The following is a 24,419-nucleotide window of genomic DNA, read 5'->3' as shown; positions in this document are numbered from 1 at the left end:
TAATGTTTCATATAGAAGATAAAGAATTTATCCGCGGAAAAGTACCTATGACTAAGCAAGAAGTCAGGTGTATATCCATAGCAAAGTTAGATTTAAAAGAAGATAGTATCTTAATCGATGTAGGAGCAGGATCTGGGAGTGTTGGAATAGAGGTTACTAACTTTACACCAAAAGGTAAGGTCTTTGGAATAGAGGTAAATCCCGATGGAATAGAAGTAATTAAACAAAATCTAGAAAAATTTAGTGTTACAAACTATGAACTGATAGAGGGATTGGCTCCTAGTGATATTCCTCAAATAGAAGTAGACAGGATGTTTATAGGTGGATCTAAGGGAAATTTAGATACTATATTAGAATGGTTTTTATGTCATTCTAAAGAAGAAGCAAAGGTAGTTATAAATACTATAACCTTAGAAAGTCTAGGGGAAGCTATGAAAGGTTTAGAAAAACTGAAATTTTGTGAGATAGAAGTAATTAATATAAATATAGCAAGAAATAAAAAAATAGGTAGATACAATATGATGATGGGTGAAAATCCAATATATATTATATCGGCCAAAAGGAGTAAATAAAAAATGGCAAAATTATATGGAATAGGTGTAGGTGTAGGAGATCCAGAGATGTTAACAATGAAGGCGGTAAGAGCATTAGGAAAATCTGATGTAGTTATTTTACCCCGTGCGAATACAAAGAACTATAGTACAGCATTTGAGATAGCAAAAGGATATATGAAAGAGGATATAGAAAAGGTATTTTTAGACTTTACAACTGTAGATAATGATAAGATACGTGGAGATGATAGAATCGAATATTGCAAGATAGTAAATAAATTGGTAAAAGAAGGGAAAACTATAGCGTTTATAACTATAGGAGATCCTATGACTCTTAGTACGTTTGTATACGCAATGGAATTATTAGAGGATAAAATAGAGGTAGAATCAATTCCTGGAATCACTTCATTTGCTTCTGTAACTTCTAGATTAAGAACTCCATTATTAATGGGGGATGAAACTCTAAAAGTAGTACCTATTGCAAAAAATACAGATTTAGTAAAAGAAATAGAATCTGCAGATAACGTAGTATTTATGAAAGTAACAAGAAACTTAGAAAGATTAAAGGAAGCATTTAGAGAAACTGGAAACATGGAAAATGTAGTATTAATCTCTAACTGTGGAAAAGACTCAGAAAAAATATACTATGATTTAGAAAACGTTACTCGTGATGATATCTCATATTTTACAACAATATTACTTAAAAAAGGTGGTGTAAGACAATGGCAAAAGTATACTTCATAGGAGCAGGTCCCGGAGACCCCGAATTAATCACAGTAAAAGGTCAAAGACTAGTAATGGAAGCTGATGTAATCATATACGCAGGTTCGCTAGTACCAAGACAAGTAATAGAATGTCATAAAGAAGGAGCAGAGATATATAACAGTGCTTCTATGAATTTAGATGAAGTAATAGACGTAACAGTAAAAGCTATAGACGATGGTAAGATGGTAGCTAGAGTACATACAGGAGACCCTGCTATCTTCGGAGCTCATAGAGAACAAATGGATATACTAGCTAGCCACAATATAGAATTTGACGTTATTCCTGGAGTTAGTTCATTCCTAGCGTCAGCAGCAGCTATAAAAAAAGAATTTACTCTTCCAGATGTATCTCAAACAGTTATCTGTACAAGAATGGAAGGAAGAACACCTGTACCAGAATTAGAAAAGTTAGAATTACTAGCTGCTCATAAAACATCTATGGCAATATTTTTATCGGTACAGATGATAGATAAGGTAGTGGCACAATTATTATCTCACTATGATTTAGATACACCAGTAGCAGTAATCCAAAGAGCGACTTGGGAAGATCAAAAAATAGTAATGGGGACATTAGAAAATATAGCAGAAAGAGTAGAAAAAGCAAATATCACAAAAACAGCTCAAATTTTAGTGGGAAGATTTATGGGTGATGAATACTCAAAATCAAAATTATATGACAAGCATTTTACCCATGAATATAGAGAAGGAATAAAGTAACGGGAGATGAGTTATGAGACTAGCTATTATCACACTAACTAAAAAAGCTAGGGGAAAAGGGCTTGAGATAAAAGAATTACTTGCTCCTACAAATAGATTTAAAACTATAGATGTTTTTACCTTATCAAAATATAGTGATGATAAAACTATCCCTATGGATAAAGGATTTAAAGATACAGTATCTAAAATATTTAATTCTTATGATAGTTTATATTTTATCATGGCAAGTGGGATAGTGGTGAGAACTATAGCTCCCCTCTTAAAAAGTAAGGATGTAGATCCCGCTGTAATCACAAGTGATGAAGATGGAAAGTTTATTGTGTCACTACTTTCTGGTCATTTAGGAGGAGCTAATGAACTGGCTTCCCTAATAGCAGAAAATATAGGTGGGATACCTATTATCTCTACAGCTTCAGATGTGTCAGGAAGTATAGCAGTAGATACTATAGCTATGAAACTAAAAGCACACCTAAGAGATCTTGAGAGTGCCAAAGATCTTACCGCTCTTATAGTCAATGGTGAGAGGGTAGAACTGAAACTGCCAAAGAATATGGTAGTTGATATAGATTCTCTTAATTCTGAGAAAACAAAATATGTAAAAAAAGATACAGCAGGAATAGTGGTTGTGTCTAATAGGCAGAATGTTATGATGACACAGATAATTCCTAAAAATATAATATTAGGGATTGGGTGTAGGAGAGACACAACTGCTGAAACTATATTAGATGCTATAGAACTAACTATGAAAGAATGCAACATTCATATGGATAGTATAAAACATCTTGCTACTGTAGATGTAAAAGCAGATGAGATTGGATTATTAGAGATCTGTGACAGGTTAGATAAAAAATTAATAGTTATAGATAGAGATCAGATAAAGCCTATTCAGGATAATTATGAAGGATCTGATTTTGTAGAAAAAACTATAGGTGTGAGATGTGTATCGGCTCCTGTAGCATATCTGTCTAGCAATAAAAGTGGTAGATTTATAAAAGAGAAGAAAAGATATAATGGTGTAACAGTATCAATATATGAAGAATCGAAATGAAGTCCGTTAAGGGTGTCACCCTTAACGGACTCCATTTCGATTCACGGGTATCAAAATTAGATGTAACTAAATCTAATTTTAAATATGAATCTGAAAAAGAAAACTCCGTGAAACTCTGGGCTAGATCTCAGTGTATCTCTGCGTTGATAGATTGTCTTAGTGAATAATACACGATTGTTGTCAGTGTCAAAATAGAGTTTTAAAGCAAAGTAAAGTACATAATTAAGTAATAAATTTGGAGGCAAAATAATGGAAGGTAAAATATATGTAGTTGGAATGGGACCTGGAAACAAAGATAATATGAGTTTTAAAGCCTTTGATTCTATGAAAAAATCAGATATATTAATTGGACATAAAACATATATTTCATTGGTAGAAGATATGTTTCCTGAAAAGGAATTAATCAGATCTGCTATGAAAAAAGAAGTAGATAGATGTAACGAGACATTAAAACTAGCTGAAAGTGGAAAAATTGTATCTTTGATTAGTAGTGGAGAATCTGGTGTCTATGGGATGGCAGGAATTATGTTAGAAGTAGCTTCAGATAGTGATATCGAAGTAGAAGTAGTAGCAGGAATTACAGCTTCTAATGCTGGAGCAAGTGTTGTAGGAGCACCTATAATGCACGATCACGCAACTATTAGTTTGAGTGATCTATTAACTGATTGGGATTTAATAACAAAGAGGATAGATTTAGCTTCACAAGGTGATTTTGTAATTTCATACTACAATCCTAAGAGTTTTTCTAGAACTACTCAAATTGTAGAAGCAAGAGAGATCATGTTAAGACATAAAAGTAAAGATACACCTGTAGCAATCGTAAGAAATGCAAAAAGAGATGGAGAAGAATATGTTATCACTACATTAGAAGATATGTTAAATCATGAAATAAATATGTTCACTGTGGTAATAGTAGGAAACTCTAAAACTTATGTAAAAAATAATAAAATGATCACACCTAGAGGATATAAACTTTGATCTTACTTGCTGGAGGGACTAAAGATTCTAGATTAATAGCTGAAAAGCTTTTGAAGGATAATCACAAGATCATAGTGACTACAGCTACAGAATACGGAGGTCAATTGATCTCCCATCTAGACTTAGAAGTAAGAGTTGCAAAACTCGATCTAGAAGGTCTTGAAAAGCTAGCTAATGAGATGAATATAAGCGAGATTGTAGATGCTACCCATCCATATGCTATTGAGATTTCCAATAACTTATTAAAATTATCAACAATCATGAGCATACCCTATTATAGATATGAAAGAAGTATGTTAGAATATGAAAAAGAAAATAGTTTTTATGATCTACAAGAATTGATTAATTTTTTAGAGGGAGTAAGGGGAAATATATTACTTACTTTAGGGAGTAATAATATCCATAGATTTAAAGACTTAAAAAATAAAAGATCTATCTATATAAGAGCACTACCTACTGAATACGCCATAAAAAAATGCGAGGATGCAGGATTTAAACCCTCTCAAATATTAGGTCTCCAAGGCCCATTTAGTACTGCCTTTAATGAATCTATCTATAAAAATTATGATATAAAATATGTTGTGACCAAGGAGAGCGGTGCTACAGGTGGTGAGTTGGAAAAAGTAGAAGCTGCTAAGAATTTAGGAGTAAATGTGGTAGTTTTGAAAAGACCCACAGTTCAGTATAGAAACCTTTATAATGAGATAGATGATCTGATAGGAGCAATTAAATGAGAGTTGAAAATATAATATTGACTGGATTTATTTTAGATTTAGTATTTGGAGATCCCAGGAGTTTGTTACATCCAGTGGTGGTAATAGGTAGAATCATTACTTTTTTAGAAAAAATATTATATAAGTATAAGAAAATAGGCGGAATAATACTAAATATAATAGTTGTAGGATTGACTATAGGTGTAACATATCTAATTTCGGGTTATTTAGAGATAATTGAGATCTACTTGATATATACTATATTTGCCACAAGGTCGCTAGCTCTTGAAGGAGTGAAGGTATTTAATATATTGAAGAAAAAAGATATGCAGTTGGCAAGAAAGGAACTCTCCTACTTAGTTAGTCGTGACACAGGCTATATGCAGGAAAAAGATATAGTCAGAAGCATCATGGAAACTATCTCTGAAAATACAGTGGATGGGATAATATCACCGTTATTTTTTATGACAGTAGGATACTTGATTGCACCAAATACTCCACTGGGAGTGGCTCTAGCAATGGGATACAAGGCCATAAATACACTTGATTCCATGGTGGGATATAAAAATAAAAAATATAAAGATTTTGGATGGTTTTCAGCTCGTGTAGATGACGTGGCAAACATTATTCCGGCTAGATTGACAGGAGCAGTACTTATTCCTGTATCAGCACTCTTCTTCGGATATGATTTTAAAAATTCATGGAAGGTATTTTTCAGAGATAGATATAAGCATGCCAGTCCAAATTCAGCACAATCTGAATCAGCTGTAGCAGGAGCGTTGGGTGTCCAATTTGGTGGAGCTACCAGTTATTTTGGAAGATTAATAGAAAAACCTACAATAGGGGATAAGAAAAAGGAATTTGAATTGAAGGATATAAAAAGAAATATTAAACTCATGTATGGATCATCTATACTAGGTATGGGAATGGCATATGCTCTGCTCAGACTAATATAGTTTAAATTAAAAAAAAAAAATTATTTTGATATAGATATAAAAATGAGAATGGAAATATAGTGGCTATAATTTATGGTGAAAGGTTAGAGGAAGGGAGAAGATAACTATGGAGCTACATGGGGGAAATATATATAAATTAAAAAGGGAAAAAGGGATAGAGGTGCTGGATTACAGTGCTAATATCAATCCTCTGGGTCTATCTGATAGATTAAAGGAGGCGGTAATTGAAAACTTATCCATCCTTGAAAAGTATCCTGATCCAGATTATTTAGAGATGAAAAAAATAATTGCAGATTATAATGGTATAGGGATAGATAATATTGTAGTAGGTAACGGAGCTACAGAGATCATGTTCTTATATGCTAAGTGTTTAAAACCTAGAAAGGTGCTTATAATATCTCCTACATTTGCAGAGTATGAAAGAGCATTAAAATCAACAGATTGCGATGTTGAATATTTTCAGTTGAGGGAAGATGAAGAGTTTATATTAAATATACCGAGATTAAAGGAAACTTTAGATGAGACTTATGATCTACTGGTAGTGTGCAATCCCAACAATCCTACAGGTAAATTTATAAAAAAAGATACCTTAGATGACCTAGCAAAATTTTGCCTGACAAAAGATACTAAGATCTTATTAGATGAAGCTTTTATAGAGTTTGTAGAGGGGAATTTGAGTGAATCTATATTGGAATATAGAAATGAAAATGTATTTATTGTTAGAGCACTAACAAAGTTCTTTGCTATTCCTGGTCTAAGATTAGGATATGGAATAACTTTTGATAGTGAACTGAAAGAAAAAATAGAGTCATCTAGGGAACCTTGGAGTGTAAATGCCATAGCAGAATTAGCAACTAAGGTTTTATTGGAAGACAGTGAATATATAGAAAAGTCAGAAAATTGGATAAGAAAAGAGAAAGAATATATGTATAGGGAACTTTGTAATATAGAAGGGATAAAACCATATAAAACAGAATCAAATTTTATATTGGTAAAATTGATAAATGGTATGGAAGTAGAAGAGTTTAGGGAAAAAATGATTTCATTGGGAGTATTGGTTAGAAATGCCAGTAATTTTAATTATTTAGATAATAGTTATTTTCGTTTAGCAATAAAAGATAGAGAAAACAACAGAAAGGTTTTGAGGTGTGTAGAGGATACAATTAGCTAGTTTTTACGTATTAGGTGTTACTTATGAAGATTTATCCCTTGTTCAAAGAGAAGAAGTGGTAAAAAAAGGGTCACGAAAGATTTTGGATAGATTATTGGAAATCGGAAAGATCGACGGGTATATACTCCTTGAGACTTGCCTTAGAATTGAAATCTATCTTGAGACAGCTGATATAGAAGGGGTAAAAGAAGAGTTAAATATAGATGTTTTTTCCATAGAGAAAAATGGAATTATAGGAATAGAGTATCTATTCCAAGTAATATGTGGATTTCACTCTATTATAAAGGGAGAAGATCACATCTTATCTCAAATAAAAAATAGTTACTTAAAGGAATTAGAAAGAAAAAATACGACTAAAAATATGAATGTTATTTTTAATAAAGCTATTGAACTAGGAAAAAAATTCAGACATAAGAGCCAAATTTCTAAAAACGCTCTATCCTTAGAAGCTATTGCGTTAAAATTTATAAAAAGTCACTTTGATGACTTAGAAAATCAAAGGATTTTAATAGTTGGAACAGGAGAGATGGCAGTATCTGTACTCGATATATTTACTAGAAATAACATTAACAATATTGTAATGACAAATAGAAGTAATAAAAGAGTCATAGAGTTACAAAAAGAATACCAGGTGGATGCTATAGATTTCAAAGACAGGTATTTAGAGATTGAAAGGTCACAAATTATAATAAGTGCAACAGCAGCTCACCATATTATCCTGGAAAGCTCAATGAGGGAAGGATTAGGAGCAATGGGTGATAAGATCTTTTTAGACTTGGGACTACCTAGAGATATAGATGTAGAGATAGAAAAACACGAGAATATAAAGCTATACAATCTTGATCATCTGTGGGATGTTATAGGGGAAATGAAGCAAATAGAAGTCACCTTCTAGATAAATATGAATACTTATTAAGTGACCAGTTAGATAAATTAATAAAACATTTTGAATTCAAGGAGAGAAATCAGTGCAAAAGCAAATTATTATTGGAACAAGAGCTAGTATCTTAGCAGTAGCTCAAGCAGAACTAACAAAAAGAAAATTATTAGAAATAGATAGCTCTCTAGATGTTGTGATAAAAAAAATCATTACTAGTGGAGATAAAGATCAAAGAACTAATTGGAATAAAGATAACAAATCATTAAAAGATATGTTTGTAAAAGAAATAGAAAAAGCTCTATTAGAAGGCGAGATTCAACTGGCAGTACACTCTATGAAAGATATGCCAGAATGTCCGCCTGAAGGTCTTATTACAGGAGCTATACCTTTGAGAGAAGACAATAGAGATATAATGATATCTAAAACTGGAGCAAGTTTAATGGAACTGCCAGCAGGATCTGTAATAGGAACAAGCAGTCTTAGAAGGGTCGAAAGTATAAGAAATCTAAGACCGGACCTAGTGATAGAGCCTATTCGTGGAAATATCCATACCAGGATAGAAAAATTAAAAAATGAAAACTTTGACGGGATCATATTAGCTTATGCGGGATTAAAAAGAGTAGGCTTAGCTCATTTAGCAACTGAAATTTTTGATGTGCATAAAATTATGCCTGCTCCAGGTCAAGGAGCTCTATGTATTCAATGTAACGGGAATGATACGTCAACTATAAAACTGTTATCAAAGATGAACCATCTTGAAACTTCTATAGTGATAGAAGCAGAAAGAGAATTCTCTAGGATATTTGGTGGAGGATGTACTACTCCTATGGGTTGTCATGGTACATTGATAGGAGAAAAGTTAATTTTAGAGGGAATGTATTATACTCAAGATAAGATATACAAGGGAAAAGTCGTAGGGTGTAAGAGTAATAGTAAAAATGTAGCACATAAACTAGCTGGAGTAATTAGGGGGCAGATAGATGGGTAAGGTTTATATTGTAGGTGCAGGCCCTGGAGATTTAGAGTTACTGACTCTAAAGGGGAAAAGATGTATAGAAGAGGCTCACTGTATAGTCTATGATAGACTTGTAAACCCTCAAATATTATCTTTAGCTCAAAAGAATTGCGAGTTGATCTATCTGGGTAAAGGGAATACGGAAGGTGGCGTTATCCAAGATGAGATAAACAGAATTATTGTAGAGAAAGCAAGGGAAGGAAAGATAGTTACCAGATTAAAGGGAGGGGATCCTTTTGTATTTGGTCGTGGAGGAGAAGAAATTTTAGCTTTGAATGAAGCTAAGATAGAGTTTGAGGTTGTTCCTGGGATAACATCTTCTATATCTGTACCATCTTATTCTGGAATTCCAGTTACCCATAGAAATATAGCTCGTTCATTTCATGTATTTACAGGACATACTTCTAAAGAGGGAACTTGGCATAACTTTGATGCTATCGCTAAACTAGAAGGAACACTAGTATTCTTGATGGGGATTAAAAACTTAGATTTGATAGCTAGTGATTTAATTAAATATGGGAAGTCTTCTACAACTCCTGTGGCTATAATAGAAAAAGGTAGTACAAATAAACAAAGGGTAGTAGTAGGAACATTAGAGACTATAACTGTGATAGCAAAAGAACAAAAAGTTGTTCCACCTGCAATCATAATTATTGGAGAAGTAGTAAACTTGAGATCAGAATTTAATTGGTTTGAAAAATTACCGTTATTCGGTAAAAACGTACTAGTAACTAGAGATTATAAAAAATCTGTAGAATTTGCCTATGAAGTAGAAAAACTAGGCGGTAAAGCTACGGTATTACCACTTATTAATATAGAGTCTTTAGATATTAAGTTAGATATTAAAGGTGCTAAAGCAATATTATTTAACAGCCAAAACGGGGTAAAAACTTTCTTTGAAAAACTAGAGGATGTACGTATACTAGGGGATAAAAAAATAGGTGTTGTAGGAATAAAAACCTATGAAGAACTATTAAAATATAAAATTAAACCTGATTTTCTGCCTGAAAAATATCTAGGAGAAAGGTTAGCAGAAGAAAGCCTTAATTTTACAAAAGACGGCGATAAAATTTTATTTATAACATCAGATATTTCAACTATTAAAGCAGAAGAATGGTCTGAAAAGTGGAATAGAAAATTTATAGCTGCTAGAATATTTAAAACGGAAAAGGTAATAACAGCTGATATAGATGATAAAATAAAAGAAGTAGATCTAATTACTTTTTTAAGTTCATCGGCAGTAGATGCATATATGGAAAGTTTAGGAGACAAAAAACATAATTCAAACATAAAGATAGCATCTATAGGTAAGATGACAACTAAAAGTATCAAAAGTTATGGTTTAGATGTAGAGATAGAAGCTAAGGTTTCTACAGCACAAGGTTTATTGGCAGAAATAAAAAATTATTACATTAATTTATAAAATGGAGAAGACAATATGTTTAAAAGACACAGAAATCTAAGAAAATCAGATGGTATAAGAAAATTAGTAAGAGATGTATATATAAGTGTAGATGACCTAGTTTATCCGTTGTTTTTAGAGGAAGGAACGGGAATAAGAACTGAGATCTCTTCTATGCCTGGACAATACAGACTGTCACTGGATATGTTGGATGCAGAGTTGAATATATTGAATGAATTAGGAGTTAATTCAGTGCTATTATTTGGAATTCCTTTGGAAAAAGATTGTGTTGGAAAAGAAGCATATAATGATACTGGTATCGTACAAGAAGGAGTTAGGCAGATAAAGAGACATTCACCTGAAATGGTAGTTATAACTGACGTTTGTATGTGTGAATATACTTCTCATGGACACTGTGGTATCATAGATGAATCTGGGGTTATCAACGACACTACTATTGAATATATAGCAAAGATAGCTTTATCTCATGCGAAAGCAGGAGCAGATATAGTAGCGCCTTCAGATATGATGGATGGTAGAATAAAGGCAATAAGAGATATTTTAGATGAAAATGAATTTAAAGAACTAGCTATTATGAGTTACAGTGTAAAATATGCATCATCATTTTATGGACCATTTAGAGAAGCGGCAGGTTCAGTTCCTTCACATGGAGACAGAAAACAATATCAAATGGATTATAGATTTAGTATAGATGCGGTATCTGAAACCAGAGCAGACCTTGAAGAGGGAGCGGATATAGTAATAATAAAACCAGCTCTGTCATATCTGGATGTAATCAGAAAAATCAGCGATACATTTGAAGTTCCAGTTGCTGCATACAGTGTGAGTGGAGAGTATGCAATGATAAAAGCAGGAGCATTGAATGGATGGATAGATGAAAAAAATATAGTTATGGAAAAAACATATGCTATGAAAAGAGCAGGAGCAAATATAATCATTACATATTTTGCTAAAGATATAGCTAGATGGTTAAAAGAAGACAAATAAAAATTGTGATCAAAATAAAATATTTAGCCACCAATTAATATAAATTTGGTGGCTAAAAAAATACAAGAGGAGAAATTATGAATTATAAAAATTCTAAAGATATATTTGAAAAAGCAGTAAAAATAATTCCAGGGGGAGTAAATAGCCCGGTTAGAGCATTTAAATCTGTGGAAAAAGAATTTCCTATCTTTATAAAATCGGCAAATAAGCTCACGTTATCGATGAAGATGGAAATAAATATATAGACTTTATCCAATCATGGGGGCCTATGATCTTAGGACATAATGATGAAAGGGTAATAAAGGCTGTTCAAGCTGCTGTCTTAGATGGTTGTTCATTTGGATTACCTACTAAAAAAGAAGTAGAGTTAGCGGGACTAATTATATCTATGGTTCCATCTATTGAAAAAGTAAGATTAACTACATCAGGAACAGAAGCTACAATGGCAGCAGTAAGGGTAGCTCGTGCATATACAAAGAGAAATAAAATATTAAAATTTGAAGGATGTTACCATGGTCATTCAGATTCATTGTTAGTAGCAGCAGGATCTGGATTATTAACTGGAGGTTATCAGGACAGTAATGGTCTTACAGAAGGTGTATTAAGAGATACATTAACTTTGCCATTTGGAAATTTAAAAAAAGTTGAAGAATTGATGAAAAAGGAAGAGGTAGCTTGTATCATAGTAGAGCCAATTCCTGCTAATATGGGTCTTATCGAAACTAAAAAAGGATATTTAGAGGGATTACGTAAATTATGCACAGAACATAAGACACTTTTAATATTTGATGAAGTTATAAGTGGATTTAAAATTGCAGCTGGCGGAGCACAACAACACTATGGAATTACTCCTGATTTAACTACATTAGGAAAGATAATTGGTGGAGGATACCCCGTCGGAGCATTTGGTGGAAAGAGAGAAATAATGGATATGATTGCACCTGTGGGAGATGTATATCATGCAGGAACACTATCAGGAAACCCTATATCAGTAACTGCTGGATTTGAGACTTTAAGCATATTAAAAAATACTCCATCTATATACACAGACTTAGAAGGAAAAGTAAATTATATTGTAGAAGGGATATATAATTTATCTGCAAAATACAACGTACCAGTATGTGTCAATAAGGTAGGATCACTATTTACTATATTCTTTACAGATTTGATAAAAGTAGAAACATTAGAAGATGTAATGGCTAGTGACACTACTAAATATTCTAAATATTTTAATGCTATGTTAGAAAATGGAGTAGTAGTGCCACCTTCTAAATTTGAAGCACATTTTATGGGGATAACTCATAGTGAAGAGATTTTAAATGAAAATCTATCTGCAATGGAGAAGGCATTTATAGAAATTTCAAAGTAACTATAAATAATTCGTAAGGGTAAAATAGGAGTCAAAATGAAAAAATATTTTCCCGTTTTTATAGATCTATCCAATAAAGATGTATTGGTAGTAGGTGGGGGTAAAATAGCCTACCGTAAGATAAAAACACTTTTAGATTACGGTGCCACAATAGAAGTTATAAGTCCTCAAATTGTAGAAAAAAAGATCCAAATTTTATTTGAGGAGAAAAAGATCAGCCTTACATTGAGAGAATTTAAAGAGGAAGATATCAACAATAGATTTTTAATTGTAGGAGCTACCGATGACAAAGAGTTGAATAAGAAAATCTATGAATTAGGAAATTCTAAAAATATATTAGTCAATAATATAACAACTAAGGAAGATCTAAATGCAAGATTTTGTGCTGTTCATAGGGGAGAAGACTTCCAAGTAGCTATCTCAACCAATGAAGGTAATCCCAAAAGAGCCTTGGAACTAAAAAATAAAATTATAAAAGGTCTAGAAAAATAGAGTATTCGATGGAGGCAGATCATGAAAATAGATGAACTATCAATATTTAAAGGTTTAAATCCAGAAACTATAGATTTTTTAGAGAAAAAAGTGAAGATTAAGAAATATAAAAAAGGTGAATTTATTTTTTTTGAAAAAGACAGAGTGGATAAAATATATATAATTGTTTCTGGAAAGGTTAGTATGCATAGGTATACTCAGAAAGCTCAAAAAAAGGTAATATATATATTAGGGAGTGGAGAGATTATAAATGAGGTGATTTTTGACAATCTCCCGGCAAGTGTAAATGCAGAGATTTTTGAGGCAACAACAATTTTAGAATACTCAGCCATTGACCTAAAAGAAATAATGTCTCAAGATTTTGAGCTTGCATATAGAGTGATTCAATCTACAGGAAAAAAGGTTAGAAGGTTATATAGGCAGTTAAAAAACACTGCCCCCATCAGCCTGGATAAAAAAGTGGCATCTAAATTATGGAAACTCTCAAAGGATTACGGGATTATGTGTGAAATTAAAGATGGATCTTGTGGATCTTGTGATAAAAAGGATTGCTGGATAGGGTTAGAGTTTAAAATAAGTATAACATATCTGGCTGATATGCTGGGTAGTACGAGAGAAACCATATCCAGAGAATTGAAGAAGCTAGAAGGATATGGTTACATCAAATGGATCGATAAAAGAATTTTTGTAAAAAGAGAGGAACTCAGACAATTTTATAGAATATAAGAATAACGTGATGAGCATCACGTTATTTTTTTATATACTTTGTTAAGATATACTCACGTGGTATAGTGAAAAAAATATTTTGATCTAATTTGGAGGTTAAAATCACATTTTGTACAGATTATATTTAGGAGGGAAAAATATGTATGCAGAAACACTGGAAAAATTATCTAATGCGGCATTTGGAAAAAAGAAACTGATAGAAGAGAGTAAGGGTAAATATTTTTTAGCGTCTATTATGGCAGGACTTTATGTGGGACTCGGTATATTTCTTATCATGACTATTGGTGGACTGACTAAGGGATTGGGACCACAATTTAAAATATTTATAGGTTTGGGGTTTGGGATTGCACTGAGTCTTGTTTTAGTTATTGGATCTGAACTTTTTACAGGAAATAATATGATTATGGCTGCAGGACTTGCAAATAAAAAAGTATCTTTAAAGGATACATTAAAGGTATGGGGAATAAGTTATATAGGAAACTTAGTGGGATCTACAATCATAGGAATGCTATATGTATTTAGTGGAGCTCCTAAAGGCAAAGTAGGAGAATTTATTGTTGCTCTTTCAAAGGCTAAGATGGCCGGGGATCCAACTTCACTTTTTTTTAAGGGAGTACTTTGTAATATCTTAGTTTGTTTAGCGGTACTGGCTTATATCAAGATGAAAAGTGAATCAGGAAAGTTAATAATGATATTTTGGTGTCTATTTGCATTTATTACATCTGGATATGAACATAGTATAGCTAATATGTCGATATTTACTGCTGGTCTCTTACTTAATCATGGCCCTGAAGTATCTTTAGCTGGATATGGACATAATATGCTCTGGGTAACTTTAGGAAATGTTGTAGGTGGAGGAGCCCTAGGATTGGTATATTGGTATCTGGGAAGAAAATCTAAATAGATTTTAGAGAGGGAAAAAATAGAAACTGGAGGGATGAATTTGAAAATTTCAATGAGTAAGATGAGTTTTAATGAAAGTCTGAAAAAATTAGAAAAGGAGTACAAGATATACGCACCTAAACTTTACCCCTATGAGGGAAGGTTTTCTGACACGGATTTAGTAAGGTATGGAGAGGTGTCGACTATAGAGGAAATGGTATTTGATAAAAAATCAGAATTTTCACCAAAGGAAATATTGACACCACAATCAGAAACAATGTTTTATTTTACAGAAAAAGAGTATAAGGAACCAGACATAGATGCAAAAGATTCATTGGTATTTTTAACAGCCTGTGACCTTCATAGTGTGAAGAGGTTTGATGAAATATATTTAAGGAATAAATTTTCTGATATTTATTATAAGAATAGAAGGGATAAAGTTAAATTTGTTGTTGTGGGATGTAAAACAGGTTTTGACAGTTGTTTCTGTGTAAGTATGGGGACGAATAAAACTGAAAACCATCATATGGGAATGAATATCAATGAAAATGAAATAGAATTAGAAATTTTAGATGAAAAATTAAAAAATTCTTTTTCTGGGACAGAAAAAGAATTTGAGATAGATTACCCAGTAAAAAATGAGATTGAATTGAAAATCCCTGATGTAATTAATTTAGAGGATGTAATTAATTTAGATCTATGGAGAGAATATGACCAAAGATGTGTCGCTTGTGGTAGATGTAATTTCGTCTGTCCTACGTGTACCTGTACAACAACTCAAGACATCTTCTATAGTGAAAATGAAAACACAGGTGAAAGAAGAAGGGTATGGGCTTCGTGTCATGTAGATGGATTTACAGATATGGCAGGAGGACATGAATTTAGAAAGAAACATGGTGATAGAATGAGATTTAAGACTATGCATAAGATCGGAGATTATAAGAAAAGATTTGGATACCATATGTGTACGGGTTGTGGAAGATGTGACGATGCCTGCCCTGAATATATTTCTTTTTCAAATTGTATAAAAAAACTTACAGCAGTATTAGGAGGAGAAGATGAATAATATTTATATGCCCAGTCCCTATAAAATTTTGGATATTCAGCAGGTAACAGATATAGAGTGGCTTTTTAAAGTAGAGTTTGACAGAGCTAACGAGATCAACTATGGTCAATTTATTCAGATATCAATTCCTAAAGTTGGAGAAGCTCCTATTTCAGTAACGGAATTTAATCCAGAAGAGGGATGGATCGAATTTTTAATCAGAAAAGTAGGAAAGGTTACAGATGTTTTATTTGAATTAAAAGCAGGAGATAATCTTTTTTTAAGAGGTCCTTATGGGAATGGATTCCCATTCGATGAAAAATATAAAGACAAACACCTGGTAATTGTAGCAGGTGGATCTGGATGCGGGCCTGTAAGATCTATGATCAATGCAGTCCATAGAAATTTTAAATCTGTCAAGAAGATGGAGCTTATCCTTGGGTTTAAAGATACTAACTGTATAATCTTTAAGGATGAGATAGGAAAGTGGCAGGAAGAAAACAACGTAGTACTTACTGTGGATAAGATGTGTGAGGGGGAAGCTTGTGATCTTGACCTTAATGAAGGCCTTGTAACACAGCATGTCAATAAGCTGAATTTATCAGATATAGACGACTTAGAGGTAGTAATAGTAGGACCTCCTATGATGATGAAATTTGCAGCTATGGAATTTGAAAAGCATGGAGTTCCTGAAGAAAAAATATGGCTTTCATTTGAAAGAAAGATGTCTTGTGCTGTAGGAAAATGTGGTCATTGTAAAATCGATGAAACATATGTGTGTTTAGAAGGACCTGTATTTAACTATACAAAGGGAAAAAAACTTTTAGATTAAGGGGGATAAGATGATTTTAGATATAAATAGAAAGAAAGTTACAAAAAATGCTTATAGAGTCACAAAGGTAAGAGATAAAACTGCCCTGAGAGTAAGAGTTCCCGGAGGAGAGATTACAGGAGATCTAATAGAGATAGTATCTAAAATAGCTAATACCTATGGAGATGGAAGGATCCATCTGACTACCAGACAGGGATTTGAAATTATAGGTATAGATTGGAATGATATGGATAAGGTAAATGAGATGGTGGCTCCTCTAATGGAAAAATTGGAGATAAATCATATAGATGCCAATGCAGGATATCCAGCAGCTGGTACAAGGAATATATCTGCCTGTATAGGTAATAAGGTCTGTCCTAAAGCTCAATACAATACTACTGAGTTTGCAAAAAAAATAGAAAATGCGATATTTCCAAATGATTTTCATTTTAAGGTAGCACTTACAGGCTGTCCCAACGACTGTCAAAAAGTAAGGATGAATGATTTTGGAATAATTGGGATGACATTTCCCAAATTAGATCCTACAAAGTGTGTATCTTGTGGTCGGTGTATAAAAAAATGCCAAGGACTGTCTACTGGAGCTTTAACAACTGTTAATTATAAGCCGCAAAGAGACCATTTTAAATGTACAGGATGTGGAGAGTGTACTTTAAATTGCCCTACATCTGCTTGGACCAGAGACTCTAAAAAATATTATAGATTGGCTATTATGGGAAGAACAGGGAAAAAAAATCCTCGTTTGGCTGAAGACTGGATTATCTGGGTTAATGAAGCTAGCATCATAAAAATAATTGAAAATACATATGATTATGTAGATGAATATATTGACAAAAGCCTGCCAAAAGAGCATATAGGGTATATAGTGGATAGGACAGGATTTATGGAGTTTAAAAAATATGCTCTAAAAGGTGTGGATCTACCTGAATATTCTGTTATGAAAAACAATATATATTGGTCTGGTATAAAATATCCTGGAATAAAGTAGGTGATTTAGCATGAAAGGAATTTTAGTAGTAGGACATGGAAGTAAAGTTTCGGAAGTAAATGAAAATTTTAAAGAGTTGATTAAAATTTTAAGGGAAAATACAGGAAAAGATGTCAGGGGAGCAAATCTAACTCTGGCTATTCCAGGGTTGGAAGAGGCTATACGCTCTATGTATGCTGAAGGATTTCGAGAGATTACAGTGATCCCTTATTTTCTATCTAATGGTTCCCATGTAACTGAACACATTCCTAATATTTTAAAAGAGATGGAGTCAAATTTAGAAGGGTTAAGTTTTTTATTGGAAAGTTCATTACTACTTAATTCACTTGTAATAAAAGCTGTAGAGGAAAAAATTAATGATAATTAAGTTGAAAGCTCTAGTATTAAACTAGAGCTTTTTTTATTATCTAGAGACACTGTCACGCTAGTTTTTTATAACCATTACAATTTACCTTGATTATATGGTTTAGATATACTATACTAAGAATATAAAGATAAAATAAATGATTAAAATTGGAGGAGATTATGAATATTAAATTAGTAAAGGGTTTCAATAAGATCTATGATGCATATGTAATACCAAAATTCGATGGGGAAGTAAGAGTATATGACAAATTAACCATTGAAGAAAGGATAGTTTTAGAAAAATTAATTGAGAAAAAAGAATTTACAGGTAAAAAGAATACATCTATTAGCTGTGAATTGATGCATAAGGGGAAATTAGTTAACATAACTTATATAGGGCTTGGGAAAAAAGAGAAATTAAAAACCTATGATGTGATAGAAGCCTTCCATAAGGCTCTCAAAGATCTAGATGGAGAGATATTAATCGGGACTCATGGTGTAGAAGTTACCCAGGTAGTAGAAGCTGTACACTATGCTAAATATGACTTCAACAAATATAAAACAGATAAAAAAGAAAATAAAGAATCAAATTTTGATATCTTCGTGGAGGAAGAGACAGATGCTATCTGTGAAGGAATAGCATTAGCGGAAGCAGTAATGTTAACGAGAGATCTGGTTAACGAACCTGCAAATGTTATTTTTCCTGAAAGTTTAGCTCATGAAGTTAAAGTATTAGGGGAAAAATATGAGTTTGAAGTAGAGATATTTGATGAAGATAAGATATTAGAATTAAAGATGGAAGCATTTTTATCGGTAGCCAGAGCTGCAGAAAAAAGACCTAGATTTATCATTATGAGACACCTAGGAGATCCTGCTAATCCTACAGAGATCCATGGGCTGGTAGGAAAGGGATTGACATATGATACAGGTGGATTATCATTGAAGCCTAGTGCAGGAATGGCTAATATGAAAACAGATATGGGGGGCGCGGCAACTGTAATAGGAGCTATGTGTGCTCTTTCTAGGATGAAAGTAAAGAAAAATATAGTAACTGTAATTGCTGCGTGTGAAAATTCAATTGGTGGAAATGCTTATAGACCAGGAGATATTATTGGATCTATGGGTGGGAAAACTATAGAAGTGGATAATACAGATGCTGAAGGAAGATTAACTCTTATAGATGCAGTGCACTATATCATCAATCATGAAAATGTAAAGGAAGTAATAGATGTAGCTACACTTACAGGAGCGGTATTAGTAGCTCTAGGAATGACAACAACAGGTGTACTAGCAAACAATGATGAAATGTATAAAGACTTAGAAAGAGCTTCTGAGATAGCAGGAGAAAGGGTATGGAGATTACCTAACTTCCCTGAATATAAGGAACTTTATAAATCTAAGATAGCGGATCTAAAAAATACAGGTGGAAAGTTTGCTGGAAGTATCACAGCAGGAATGTTTATAGAAGAATTTGTAGGAGAGACTCCTTGGATGCATCTTGATATTGCAGGAACATCATGTGCAGATACACCATATGGTTATTATACCCATGGCGGTACTGGACAAATAGTAAGAACTCTTTATAATTACTATTTAAAGAAGTAAATATAGTTAAAAAGTAAAAAAATTGAAATGAAGGGCTGGAGAGCTCTTCATTTTTTATTATCTTTGCAAAATTTTCCAATGGATTGTATAATTCTAGTATTAAGATTTAGAGGGAGACATATCCTTCTATAATAGGAGGAACAATGAAAAAAATACTTATTGCAGGAACATCTAGTGGAGCAGGGAAAACAACAATCAGTACAGCTATAATGAGTGCTTTAGAAGGGGTATCACCATTTAAAGCAGGGCCTGATTATATCGATCCAAAATTTCATGAGTTTGTAACTAAAAATCCGTCCAACAACTTGGATCTTTTTATGATGGGTGAGGATGCAGTAAAATATATATTCTCTAAAAATAGTAAAAATATTAGTGTAGTAGAGGGGGTTATGGGTCTTTATGATGGTTTAAGCCACGAACTAGATAACTATAGTAGTGCCCATCTATCCCGTGTATTAGATATTCCTGTAATATTAGTAGTCAGTGGGAAAGGTAGCTCTACAAGTGTTGCAGCTACAGTCTTGGGATTTAAAAATTTGGATCACAGGGTAAAGATAAGAGGCGTTATCTTAAATAATGTCGGAAGTGAAAAATTATATGATCTTTTGAAAGTGGGGATAGAGAGATACACCGAAATACCATGTGTAGGATATTTTCCAAAGGATGACAGAGTATCTATAAGTGAGCGTCATCTCGGTTTACAACAGGCTAGTGAGATAGAGAACTTAAATGAAAAGATCGAGATATTAAAGGATATGGCAAGAAAATATATAGATTTAGATAAGATATTAGAGATTGCAGAGGATGGAAATGAAGCACCAGAGTTTGAAAATCCAGCTGAATATTTGAAAAATAAATTTGAAGGGAAGAGGGTAGGAGTAGCAAAGGATAGAGCATTTTCGTTTTACTATTCTGAAAACTTAAAACTCATGGAATATACAGGGATGGAGATAGTAGAATTTTCTCCTATAAATGATCCTCATCTCCCTCCTAATTTAGATTACATATATTTAGGAGGAGGATATCCAGAGATATTTGCCAAAGAATTATATGAAAATAAATCTATGATGGTGGATATAAGGAAGGCTGCCAAGGAAATACCTATCTATGCTGAGTGTGGTGGCTTCATGTACCTTACAAAGGGAATAAAGCAGTTAGATGGTGACTTTGATCCTATGTGTGGGCTATTAGATATAAAGGTAGAGATGAAACCGCGACTCAATATCAAAAGATTTGGATATGTGGACTATGAAAGTAAGGATGGAATAAGTGGCAGATGTCATGAATTCCATTATTCAGATATCTATGATATAGATGAGGAAAATTTATATTTTCAATTGGAGAAAAAAAATGGAAGAAAATGGTCGTGTGGATATGAAAAAGATAAGATCATAGCGGGATATCCCCACATCCATTTCTATGGGAATATAGAAATTTTTGTGAAATTATTTGATAGATAATCAAAAAAAAGTAAAAAATAACTAGGGAGGAAGAAAATGAAAAAAATAATATTGTTATTTAGTTTAATATTTATGATATCTTGTAGCAATGTTCCTGTTACAGAAAGAAATCAATTGATGCTGGTAGATGAAGGTGACATCATTATATCTAGTGAAAAACAATACCAGGACTTTTTAAAAGAAAATTCGCCTTTAAACAATAAAAATTCAAAATTAGTAAAAAAAGTAGGTAAAAATATCTCTATGGCTGTGGAAGAATATTTTAAAGAAAGAGGTCAGGAAAATCTGCTTGAAGGGTATGAATGGGAATTCAATTTGGTGGATGGTAAAGAAATAAATGCCTGGTGTATGCCTGGAGGAAAAGTTGCTTTTTATACTGGGATTCTTCCTATAACAAAAGATGAATTGGGAATAGCAGTAGTTATGGGGCATGAAGTAGCACATGCAGTAGCGAGACATGGTTCTGAAAGATTGAGCCATCAAATGGTTGTACAAACAGGTGCTAACCTTTTAAGCTTTGGTTTACTCAATGCAGGAGTTTCCGTTTCAAGTGATTTGGCACTTCAAGCATATGGAATAGGAACTAATTTGGGTATCTTAAGTTATTCGAGAAAACATGAATTAGAAGCAGATAGATTAGGGCTTATTTTCATGGCTATGGCAGGATATGACCCCAAAGAAGCCATAGAATTTTGGAAAAGAATGGCAAAGCTTAGTAAAAATGAAGGAAATGAATTTATGAGTACTCATCCATCTAATAAGCACAGAATAGAAGATATTGAGAGGGATCTACCAGAAGCTATGACTTATTACAATAAATAATGTTGACAGAGTAAATTGATATAGTTTATAATTAACTATAAATTGTATAAAACTTCGGGGCAGGGTGTGATTCCCTACCGGCGGTGATAGTCCGCGAGCTTAGGCTGAATCAGTGAAATTCTGATACCGACAGTAAAGTCTGGATGATAGAAGTTATTTAAAAAATTGGAATAAATATCCTAGATTTTAATGCCCTAAGTTCACTTGGGGTATTTTTTTTATTAGGAGGAAGAAAGAAATGGAAGAGAGAAAGAGTAAAATAGGTGGATTGGCAATAGTTTTAGCAGCTAGTTTATGGGGATTCGATGGGATAGTTCTTACCCCACGTCTATATAATCTGGATACAAAATTTGTGGTGTTTATACTTCATCTACTACCATTTATAGGAATGAACTTTATATTTTATAAGGAATACAGAGTTTTAAAAAAGTTTACTAAGTATGACTATATATTTATGGCTTTAGTTGCAGTCTTTGGAGGAGTAATAGGAACATTGTCCATAGTAAAAGCACTGTTTTTATTAAATTTTCAGCATCTGACAACAGTAACGCTTCTACAAAAATTACAACCAGTATTTGCTATTGTTTTAGCCAGGTTTATCCTCAAAGAGAAGATAGCTAAAAAATTTGTTGTATGGGCTATATTAGCTTTAATAGCTGGTTATTTTTTAACTTTTGAATTTACTAATCCATTCTCTACTGAACATAAAAATATGTTAGAAGCATCTATGCATGCTATAGTTGCAGCTTTTGCGTTTGGTAGTTCTACTGTTTTTGGGAAAAGAATGGTTTCATCAATTACGCATAAGCAAACGTTATTTTTTAGGTATGGGCTTACAACATTAATTCTTTTAATTATAAATGTTTTAAGTAATAATTTAGGGGAATTTTCTAAAATTACTCCCCTTAACTGGCAAATATTTATAATTATTGGATTCACCAGTGGAAGTGGAGCGGCATTTATATATTATTATGGATTAAGGCATGTAAAGGCAAATATAGCCACAATCTGTGAACTTTCATTTCCTATCTCAAGTATTTTATTTGATTATCTCTTCAATGGAAGTATCTTATCTCCACTTCAATGGGTAAGTATGAGTATTATGGTTTTTTCTATAATTAAAATAACTAAATTAAAAACAAATTAAATATTACTCTATTTTTGTAAGTTTCCTATCTGTTATAATGACTTTACTAAAAAGATGTGGAAATAAATAAAATATAGGATTCTAAAGAAGTATATGGTGAGATGAATGGTACAATTAGATATATGACAATGAAATACATTAAAGATATCAAAAATAGGAAAAAAATATAGATAGTTTATTACTGATTAATAAATTTTAATTAACCCCTTGATAAATCTTTAGAACTGAGGTATATAAATAGTATTAGGTTTTATTTTACTTATCAATGGAGGGGGATATTATGACAGAAAAATGGGAAGAAGTAATGGAGTTAGTCTCTGAAATTAATAAAAATAATTTTGAAGATTTTAATGCTAACATTGTCTATCATTATTTTAGACGTTTTAAAAAAGAATTGCCTTTTAATTTTGAAAAACATTTAGAAAATGTAAAGAGGGAGAAAAAAACCAATTTTTTAAAAAGATCTGATGTTTTAAGGGGGATTTTTTTAGATTTTCCTTTGGAAATTAAGGAAGATATTATAAATGATTTCCTTTATAAATTTCATAGACACAAGGCATCGAAAAGAAGGATTTTAAAATTAGAGGAATTTTTAGACAATAATAGGAATGATTTATTCGGAGATGAAAATCTATAAATGATTAAGTTAAAAACTGCAATTATCTGCAGTTTTTTTTGTATAAGCATAAGGAGGAATAATAGTGGATAAATATAGATTGATAGCTGCCTATATTGGCGAGAAAGAAAGTCTGGAAAAAACTAAAAAAACTTTAGACTGGTATAAAGATTCCTTTGAAAAAGGGGATCTTTCAGGAGAATTTTCATGGAAATGGTCTTGGTGGGCATTTTTGGAAATTGGTTATATTTACTCTATAGAAAATGTTACATTGAGGGAATATCTTATTTTTTATTGATACAGATCTTAGGAGGAATTATAGGTAAATATATACCAAGTTTATCTGAAATGATAGGAGGTGCCTCGCTATTTATTGGGTTACTTTCAGGAGGATTACTTCATAATCTTGTATATCGAAGGTATTTAAAATCTAAAACTATTATAGAAAATAGGTCTGTCACCGATGAAGAGATGGAAAGAGAGATTAAGTTCATTGGCGGAACGGATAAAAGAGCTGTAATAATTGGAATTATCATTTATATTGGGTCTGTCCCAAATTACGTGTAAATTACATTTCTTAGCTGATAGAGGGTATCATAATTGGTACCCTTTTCATTTACCTATTTTTTTATAAATGTCCTTTTAAACTTTCTTCAAATTCTATTGATAGCATTCTTAAAATGCTTTCCCAGCCTCTTACTTTTTGCGTCCATTTCTTGGTTATATTCTCACTTGATAAATATAATAATTTCATCAATGATTGATCTGTAGAGAAGATGTTTCTTGCCTTTGTTGTTCTTCTGAAACTACTATTCAAACTTTCTATAATATTTGTAGTATACATAATTTTTCTTATTTCGGCTGGATAATTAAAAAACTCGCTTAATTCT

General features: G+C 32.4%; 28 protein-coding genes, 1 pseudogene and 1 riboswitch. Of the genes and pseudogenes, 28 read left to right on the top strand and 1 reads right to left on the bottom strand.

Annotated features, from left to right (window positions below):
• Positions 1 to 2: 2 nt before the first annotated feature.
• From cbiT to V5784_RS02940, 28 genes and pseudogenes are all read left to right on the top strand, one after another.
• Positions 3 to 572, top strand: a complete 570-nt coding sequence (cbiT, locus tag V5784_RS03075; RefSeq protein WP_336887582.1) for a precorrin-6Y C5,15-methyltransferase (decarboxylating) subunit CbiT — start codon at positions 3 to 5, stop codon at positions 570 to 572.
• 3 nt (positions 573 to 575) lie between these two features.
• The gene (gene cobI / locus V5784_RS03070) at positions 576 to 1,295 is read left to right on the top strand and encodes a precorrin-2 C(20)-methyltransferase (RefSeq protein ID WP_336887581.1); all 720 of its coding nucleotides are present in this window, start codon (positions 576 to 578) and stop codon (positions 1,293 to 1,295) included.
• Positions 1,274 to 2,032: a precorrin-4 C(11)-methyltransferase gene (cobM, locus tag V5784_RS03065; RefSeq protein ID WP_336887580.1), complete on the top strand. Its 759-nt coding sequence runs from the start codon at positions 1,274 to 1,276 to the stop codon at positions 2,030 to 2,032. The genes cobI and cobM overlap by 22 nt, the downstream gene beginning before the upstream one ends.
• Before the next feature lie 13 nt (positions 2,033 to 2,045).
• A complete protein-coding gene (gene cbiG / locus V5784_RS03060) occupies positions 2,046 to 3,080 on the top strand; it encodes a cobalt-precorrin 5A hydrolase (RefSeq protein ID WP_336887579.1) in 1,035 nt (344 codons plus the stop codon).
• Entirely contained in the window at positions 3,077 to 3,247 is a 171-nt protein-coding gene (locus V5784_RS03055; RefSeq protein ID WP_336887578.1) for a hypothetical protein, read from the top strand. The genes cbiG and V5784_RS03055 overlap by 4 nt, the downstream gene beginning before the upstream one ends.
• Before the next feature lie 82 nt (positions 3,248 to 3,329).
• Entirely contained in the window at positions 3,330 to 4,058 is a 729-nt protein-coding gene (cobJ, locus tag V5784_RS03050) for a precorrin-3B C(17)-methyltransferase (RefSeq protein WP_336887577.1), read from the top strand.
• Positions 4,055 to 4,792 (top strand): precorrin-6A reductase, encoded by a 738-nt coding sequence (gene cobK, locus V5784_RS03045; protein WP_336887576.1) that lies wholly within the window; start codon positions 4,055 to 4,057, stop codon positions 4,790 to 4,792. The genes cobJ and cobK overlap by 4 nt, the downstream gene beginning before the upstream one ends.
• Complete coding sequence (cbiB, locus tag V5784_RS03040) at positions 4,789 to 5,727, top strand: adenosylcobinamide-phosphate synthase CbiB (protein ID WP_336887575.1); 939 nt, start codon at positions 4,789 to 4,791, stop codon at positions 5,725 to 5,727. The genes cobK and cbiB overlap by 4 nt, the downstream gene beginning before the upstream one ends.
• A 106-nt stretch (positions 5,728 to 5,833) precedes the next feature.
• Complete coding sequence (cobD, locus tag V5784_RS03035; RefSeq protein WP_336887574.1) at positions 5,834 to 6,898, top strand: threonine-phosphate decarboxylase CobD; 1,065 nt, start codon at positions 5,834 to 5,836, stop codon at positions 6,896 to 6,898.
• Positions 6,885 to 7,793 (top strand): NAD(P)-binding domain-containing protein, encoded by a 909-nt coding sequence (locus tag V5784_RS03030; RefSeq protein ID WP_336887592.1) that lies wholly within the window; start codon positions 6,885 to 6,887, stop codon positions 7,791 to 7,793. Before cobD ends, V5784_RS03030 begins: the two co-directional genes overlap by 14 nt.
• Positions 7,794 to 7,866: 73 nt before the next feature.
• Positions 7,867 to 8,766: a hydroxymethylbilane synthase gene (hemC, locus tag V5784_RS03025; RefSeq protein ID WP_336887573.1), complete on the top strand. Its 900-nt coding sequence runs from the start codon at positions 7,867 to 7,869 to the stop codon at positions 8,764 to 8,766.
• Positions 8,759 to 10,216, top strand: coding sequence for a uroporphyrinogen-III C-methyltransferase (gene cobA, locus V5784_RS03020; protein WP_336887572.1), 1,458 nt, complete (start codon positions 8,759 to 8,761; stop codon positions 10,214 to 10,216). Before hemC ends, cobA begins: the two co-directional genes overlap by 8 nt.
• 15 nt (positions 10,217 to 10,231) lie before the next feature.
• Positions 10,232 to 11,203 carry a porphobilinogen synthase gene (gene hemB / locus V5784_RS03015; protein ID WP_336887571.1) on the top strand — a complete coding sequence of 324 codons (972 nt, stop codon included), beginning with the start codon at positions 10,232 to 10,234 and terminating at the stop codon, positions 11,201 to 11,203.
• Positions 11,204 to 11,280: 77 nt separating this feature from the next.
• Positions 11,281 to 12,572, top strand: a pseudogene (gene hemL / locus V5784_RS03010) (glutamate-1-semialdehyde 2,1-aminomutase).
• A 36-nt stretch (positions 12,573 to 12,608) separates the two neighbouring features.
• Positions 12,609 to 13,064, top strand: a complete 456-nt coding sequence (locus tag V5784_RS03005) for a bifunctional precorrin-2 dehydrogenase/sirohydrochlorin ferrochelatase (RefSeq protein WP_336887570.1) — start codon at positions 12,609 to 12,611, stop codon at positions 13,062 to 13,064.
• Between the two features lie 21 nt (positions 13,065 to 13,085).
• Entirely contained in the window at positions 13,086 to 13,790 is a 705-nt protein-coding gene (locus V5784_RS03000) for a Crp/Fnr family transcriptional regulator (RefSeq protein WP_336887569.1), read from the top strand.
• Positions 13,791 to 13,929: 139 nt separating this feature from the next.
• Positions 13,930 to 14,694: a formate/nitrite transporter family protein gene (locus V5784_RS02995; protein ID WP_336887568.1), complete on the top strand. Its 765-nt coding sequence runs from the start codon at positions 13,930 to 13,932 to the stop codon at positions 14,692 to 14,694.
• 39 nt (positions 14,695 to 14,733) lie between these two features.
• Positions 14,734 to 15,738, top strand: coding sequence for an anaerobic sulfite reductase subunit AsrA (gene asrA, locus V5784_RS02990; protein WP_336887567.1), 1,005 nt, complete (start codon positions 14,734 to 14,736; stop codon positions 15,736 to 15,738).
• Positions 15,731 to 16,549: an anaerobic sulfite reductase subunit AsrB gene (gene asrB, locus V5784_RS02985; RefSeq protein ID WP_336887566.1), complete on the top strand. Its 819-nt coding sequence runs from the start codon at positions 15,731 to 15,733 to the stop codon at positions 16,547 to 16,549. Before asrA ends, asrB begins: the two co-directional genes overlap by 8 nt.
• Positions 16,550 to 16,559: 10 nt before the next feature.
• Positions 16,560 to 17,534, top strand: coding sequence for a sulfite reductase subunit C (gene asrC, locus V5784_RS02980; protein ID WP_336887565.1), 975 nt, complete (start codon positions 16,560 to 16,562; stop codon positions 17,532 to 17,534).
• Positions 17,535 to 17,544: 10 nt separating this feature from the next.
• Entirely contained in the window at positions 17,545 to 17,901 is a 357-nt protein-coding gene (locus V5784_RS02975; protein ID WP_336887564.1) for a CbiX/SirB N-terminal domain-containing protein, read from the top strand.
• Between the two features lie 158 nt (positions 17,902 to 18,059).
• A complete protein-coding gene (locus tag V5784_RS02970) occupies positions 18,060 to 19,484 on the top strand; it encodes a leucyl aminopeptidase (protein WP_336887563.1) in 1,425 nt (474 codons plus the stop codon).
• Between the two features lie 143 nt (positions 19,485 to 19,627).
• Complete coding sequence (locus V5784_RS02965; protein WP_336887562.1) at positions 19,628 to 20,944, top strand: cobyrinate a,c-diamide synthase; 1,317 nt, start codon at positions 19,628 to 19,630, stop codon at positions 20,942 to 20,944.
• A 36-nt stretch (positions 20,945 to 20,980) separates the two neighbouring features.
• Entirely contained in the window at positions 20,981 to 21,766 is a 786-nt protein-coding gene (locus V5784_RS02960) for a M48 family metallopeptidase (RefSeq protein ID WP_336887561.1), read from the top strand.
• A gap of 46 nt (positions 21,767 to 21,812) precedes the next feature.
• A riboswitch (FMN riboswitch) is annotated at positions 21,813 to 21,925 on the top strand.
• A 79-nt stretch (positions 21,926 to 22,004) separates the two neighbouring features.
• Positions 22,005 to 22,913, top strand: a complete 909-nt coding sequence (locus tag V5784_RS02955; protein ID WP_336887560.1) for a DMT family transporter — start codon at positions 22,005 to 22,007, stop codon at positions 22,911 to 22,913.
• A 280-nt stretch (positions 22,914 to 23,193) separates the two neighbouring features.
• On the top strand, positions 23,194 to 23,550 hold the full coding sequence (locus V5784_RS02950) for a hypothetical protein (protein ID WP_336887559.1): 357 nt from the start codon (positions 23,194 to 23,196) through the stop codon (positions 23,548 to 23,550).
• A 64-nt stretch (positions 23,551 to 23,614) separates the two neighbouring features.
• Positions 23,615 to 23,827 (top strand): hypothetical protein, encoded by a 213-nt coding sequence (locus V5784_RS02945; RefSeq protein WP_336887558.1) that lies wholly within the window; start codon positions 23,615 to 23,617, stop codon positions 23,825 to 23,827.
• On the top strand, positions 23,824 to 24,096 hold the full coding sequence (locus tag V5784_RS02940) for a hypothetical protein (RefSeq protein WP_336887557.1): 273 nt from the start codon (positions 23,824 to 23,826) through the stop codon (positions 24,094 to 24,096). The genes V5784_RS02945 and V5784_RS02940 overlap by 4 nt, the downstream gene beginning before the upstream one ends.
• A 61-nt stretch (positions 24,097 to 24,157) precedes the next feature.
• Here V5784_RS02940 and V5784_RS02935 read toward each other — a convergent pair.
• Positions 24,158 to 24,419 (bottom strand): transposase (locus V5784_RS02935; RefSeq protein WP_336887556.1); only part of this gene is annotated, 262 nt, incomplete at its 5' end.

Origin of the sequence: Psychrilyobacter sp. (assembly GCF_037132775.1) — a bacterium.
In the GTDB taxonomy this organism is placed as follows: Bacteria; Fusobacteriota; Fusobacteriia; order Fusobacteriales; family Fusobacteriaceae; genus Psychrilyobacter.
The sequence above is the reverse complement of the archived record's forward strand: the minus strand, read 5'-3'. Positions and strand labels throughout refer to the sequence as shown.

Bases quoted from the DNA above. Each gene is read 5' to 3' on its own strand.
- V5784_RS03000 (WP_336887569.1), top strand. From the start codon at position 13,086: ATGAAAATAGATGAACTATCAATATTTAAAGGTTTAAATCCAGAAACT.
- cobA (WP_336887572.1), top strand. From the start codon at position 8,759: ATGGGTAAGGTTTATATTGTAGGTGCAGGCCCTGGAGATTTAGAGTTA.
- cbiT (WP_336887582.1), top strand. From the start codon at position 3: ATGTTTCATATAGAAGATAAAGAATTTATCCGCGGAAAAGTACCTATG.
- V5784_RS02995 (WP_336887568.1), top strand. From the start codon at position 13,930: ATGTATGCAGAAACACTGGAAAAATTATCTAATGCGGCATTTGGAAAA.
- cobI (WP_336887581.1), top strand. From the start codon at position 576: ATGGCAAAATTATATGGAATAGGTGTAGGTGTAGGAGATCCAGAGATG.
- V5784_RS02970 (WP_336887563.1), top strand. From the start codon at position 18,060: ATGAATATTAAATTAGTAAAGGGTTTCAATAAGATCTATGATGCATAT.
- cobJ (WP_336887577.1), top strand. From the start codon at position 3,330: ATGGAAGGTAAAATATATGTAGTTGGAATGGGACCTGGAAACAAAGAT.
- cbiB (WP_336887575.1), top strand. From the start codon at position 4,789: ATGAGAGTTGAAAATATAATATTGACTGGATTTATTTTAGATTTAGTA.
- V5784_RS02965 (WP_336887562.1), top strand. From the start codon at position 19,628: ATGAAAAAAATACTTATTGCAGGAACATCTAGTGGAGCAGGGAAAACA.
- V5784_RS02975 (WP_336887564.1), top strand. From the start codon at position 17,545: ATGAAAGGAATTTTAGTAGTAGGACATGGAAGTAAAGTTTCGGAAGTA.
- cobD (WP_336887574.1), top strand. From the start codon at position 5,834: ATGGAGCTACATGGGGGAAATATATATAAATTAAAAAGGGAAAAAGGG.
- V5784_RS02950 (WP_336887559.1), top strand. From the start codon at position 23,194: ATGACAGAAAAATGGGAAGAAGTAATGGAGTTAGTCTCTGAAATTAAT.
- asrB (WP_336887566.1), top strand. From the start codon at position 15,731: ATGAATAATATTTATATGCCCAGTCCCTATAAAATTTTGGATATTCAG.
- V5784_RS02960 (WP_336887561.1), top strand. From the start codon at position 20,981: ATGAAAAAAATAATATTGTTATTTAGTTTAATATTTATGATATCTTGT.
- V5784_RS03005 (WP_336887570.1), top strand. From the start codon at position 12,609: ATGAAAAAATATTTTCCCGTTTTTATAGATCTATCCAATAAAGATGTA.
- V5784_RS02955 (WP_336887560.1), top strand. From the start codon at position 22,005: ATGGAAGAGAGAAAGAGTAAAATAGGTGGATTGGCAATAGTTTTAGCA.
- V5784_RS03055 (WP_336887578.1), top strand. From the start codon at position 3,077: ATGAAGTCCGTTAAGGGTGTCACCCTTAACGGACTCCATTTCGATTCA.
- hemB (WP_336887571.1), top strand. From the start codon at position 10,232: ATGTTTAAAAGACACAGAAATCTAAGAAAATCAGATGGTATAAGAAAA.
- cbiG (WP_336887579.1), top strand. From the start codon at position 2,046: ATGAGACTAGCTATTATCACACTAACTAAAAAAGCTAGGGGAAAAGGG.
- cobM (WP_336887580.1), top strand. From the start codon at position 1,274: ATGGCAAAAGTATACTTCATAGGAGCAGGTCCCGGAGACCCCGAATTA.
- asrC (WP_336887565.1), top strand. From the start codon at position 16,560: ATGATTTTAGATATAAATAGAAAGAAAGTTACAAAAAATGCTTATAGA.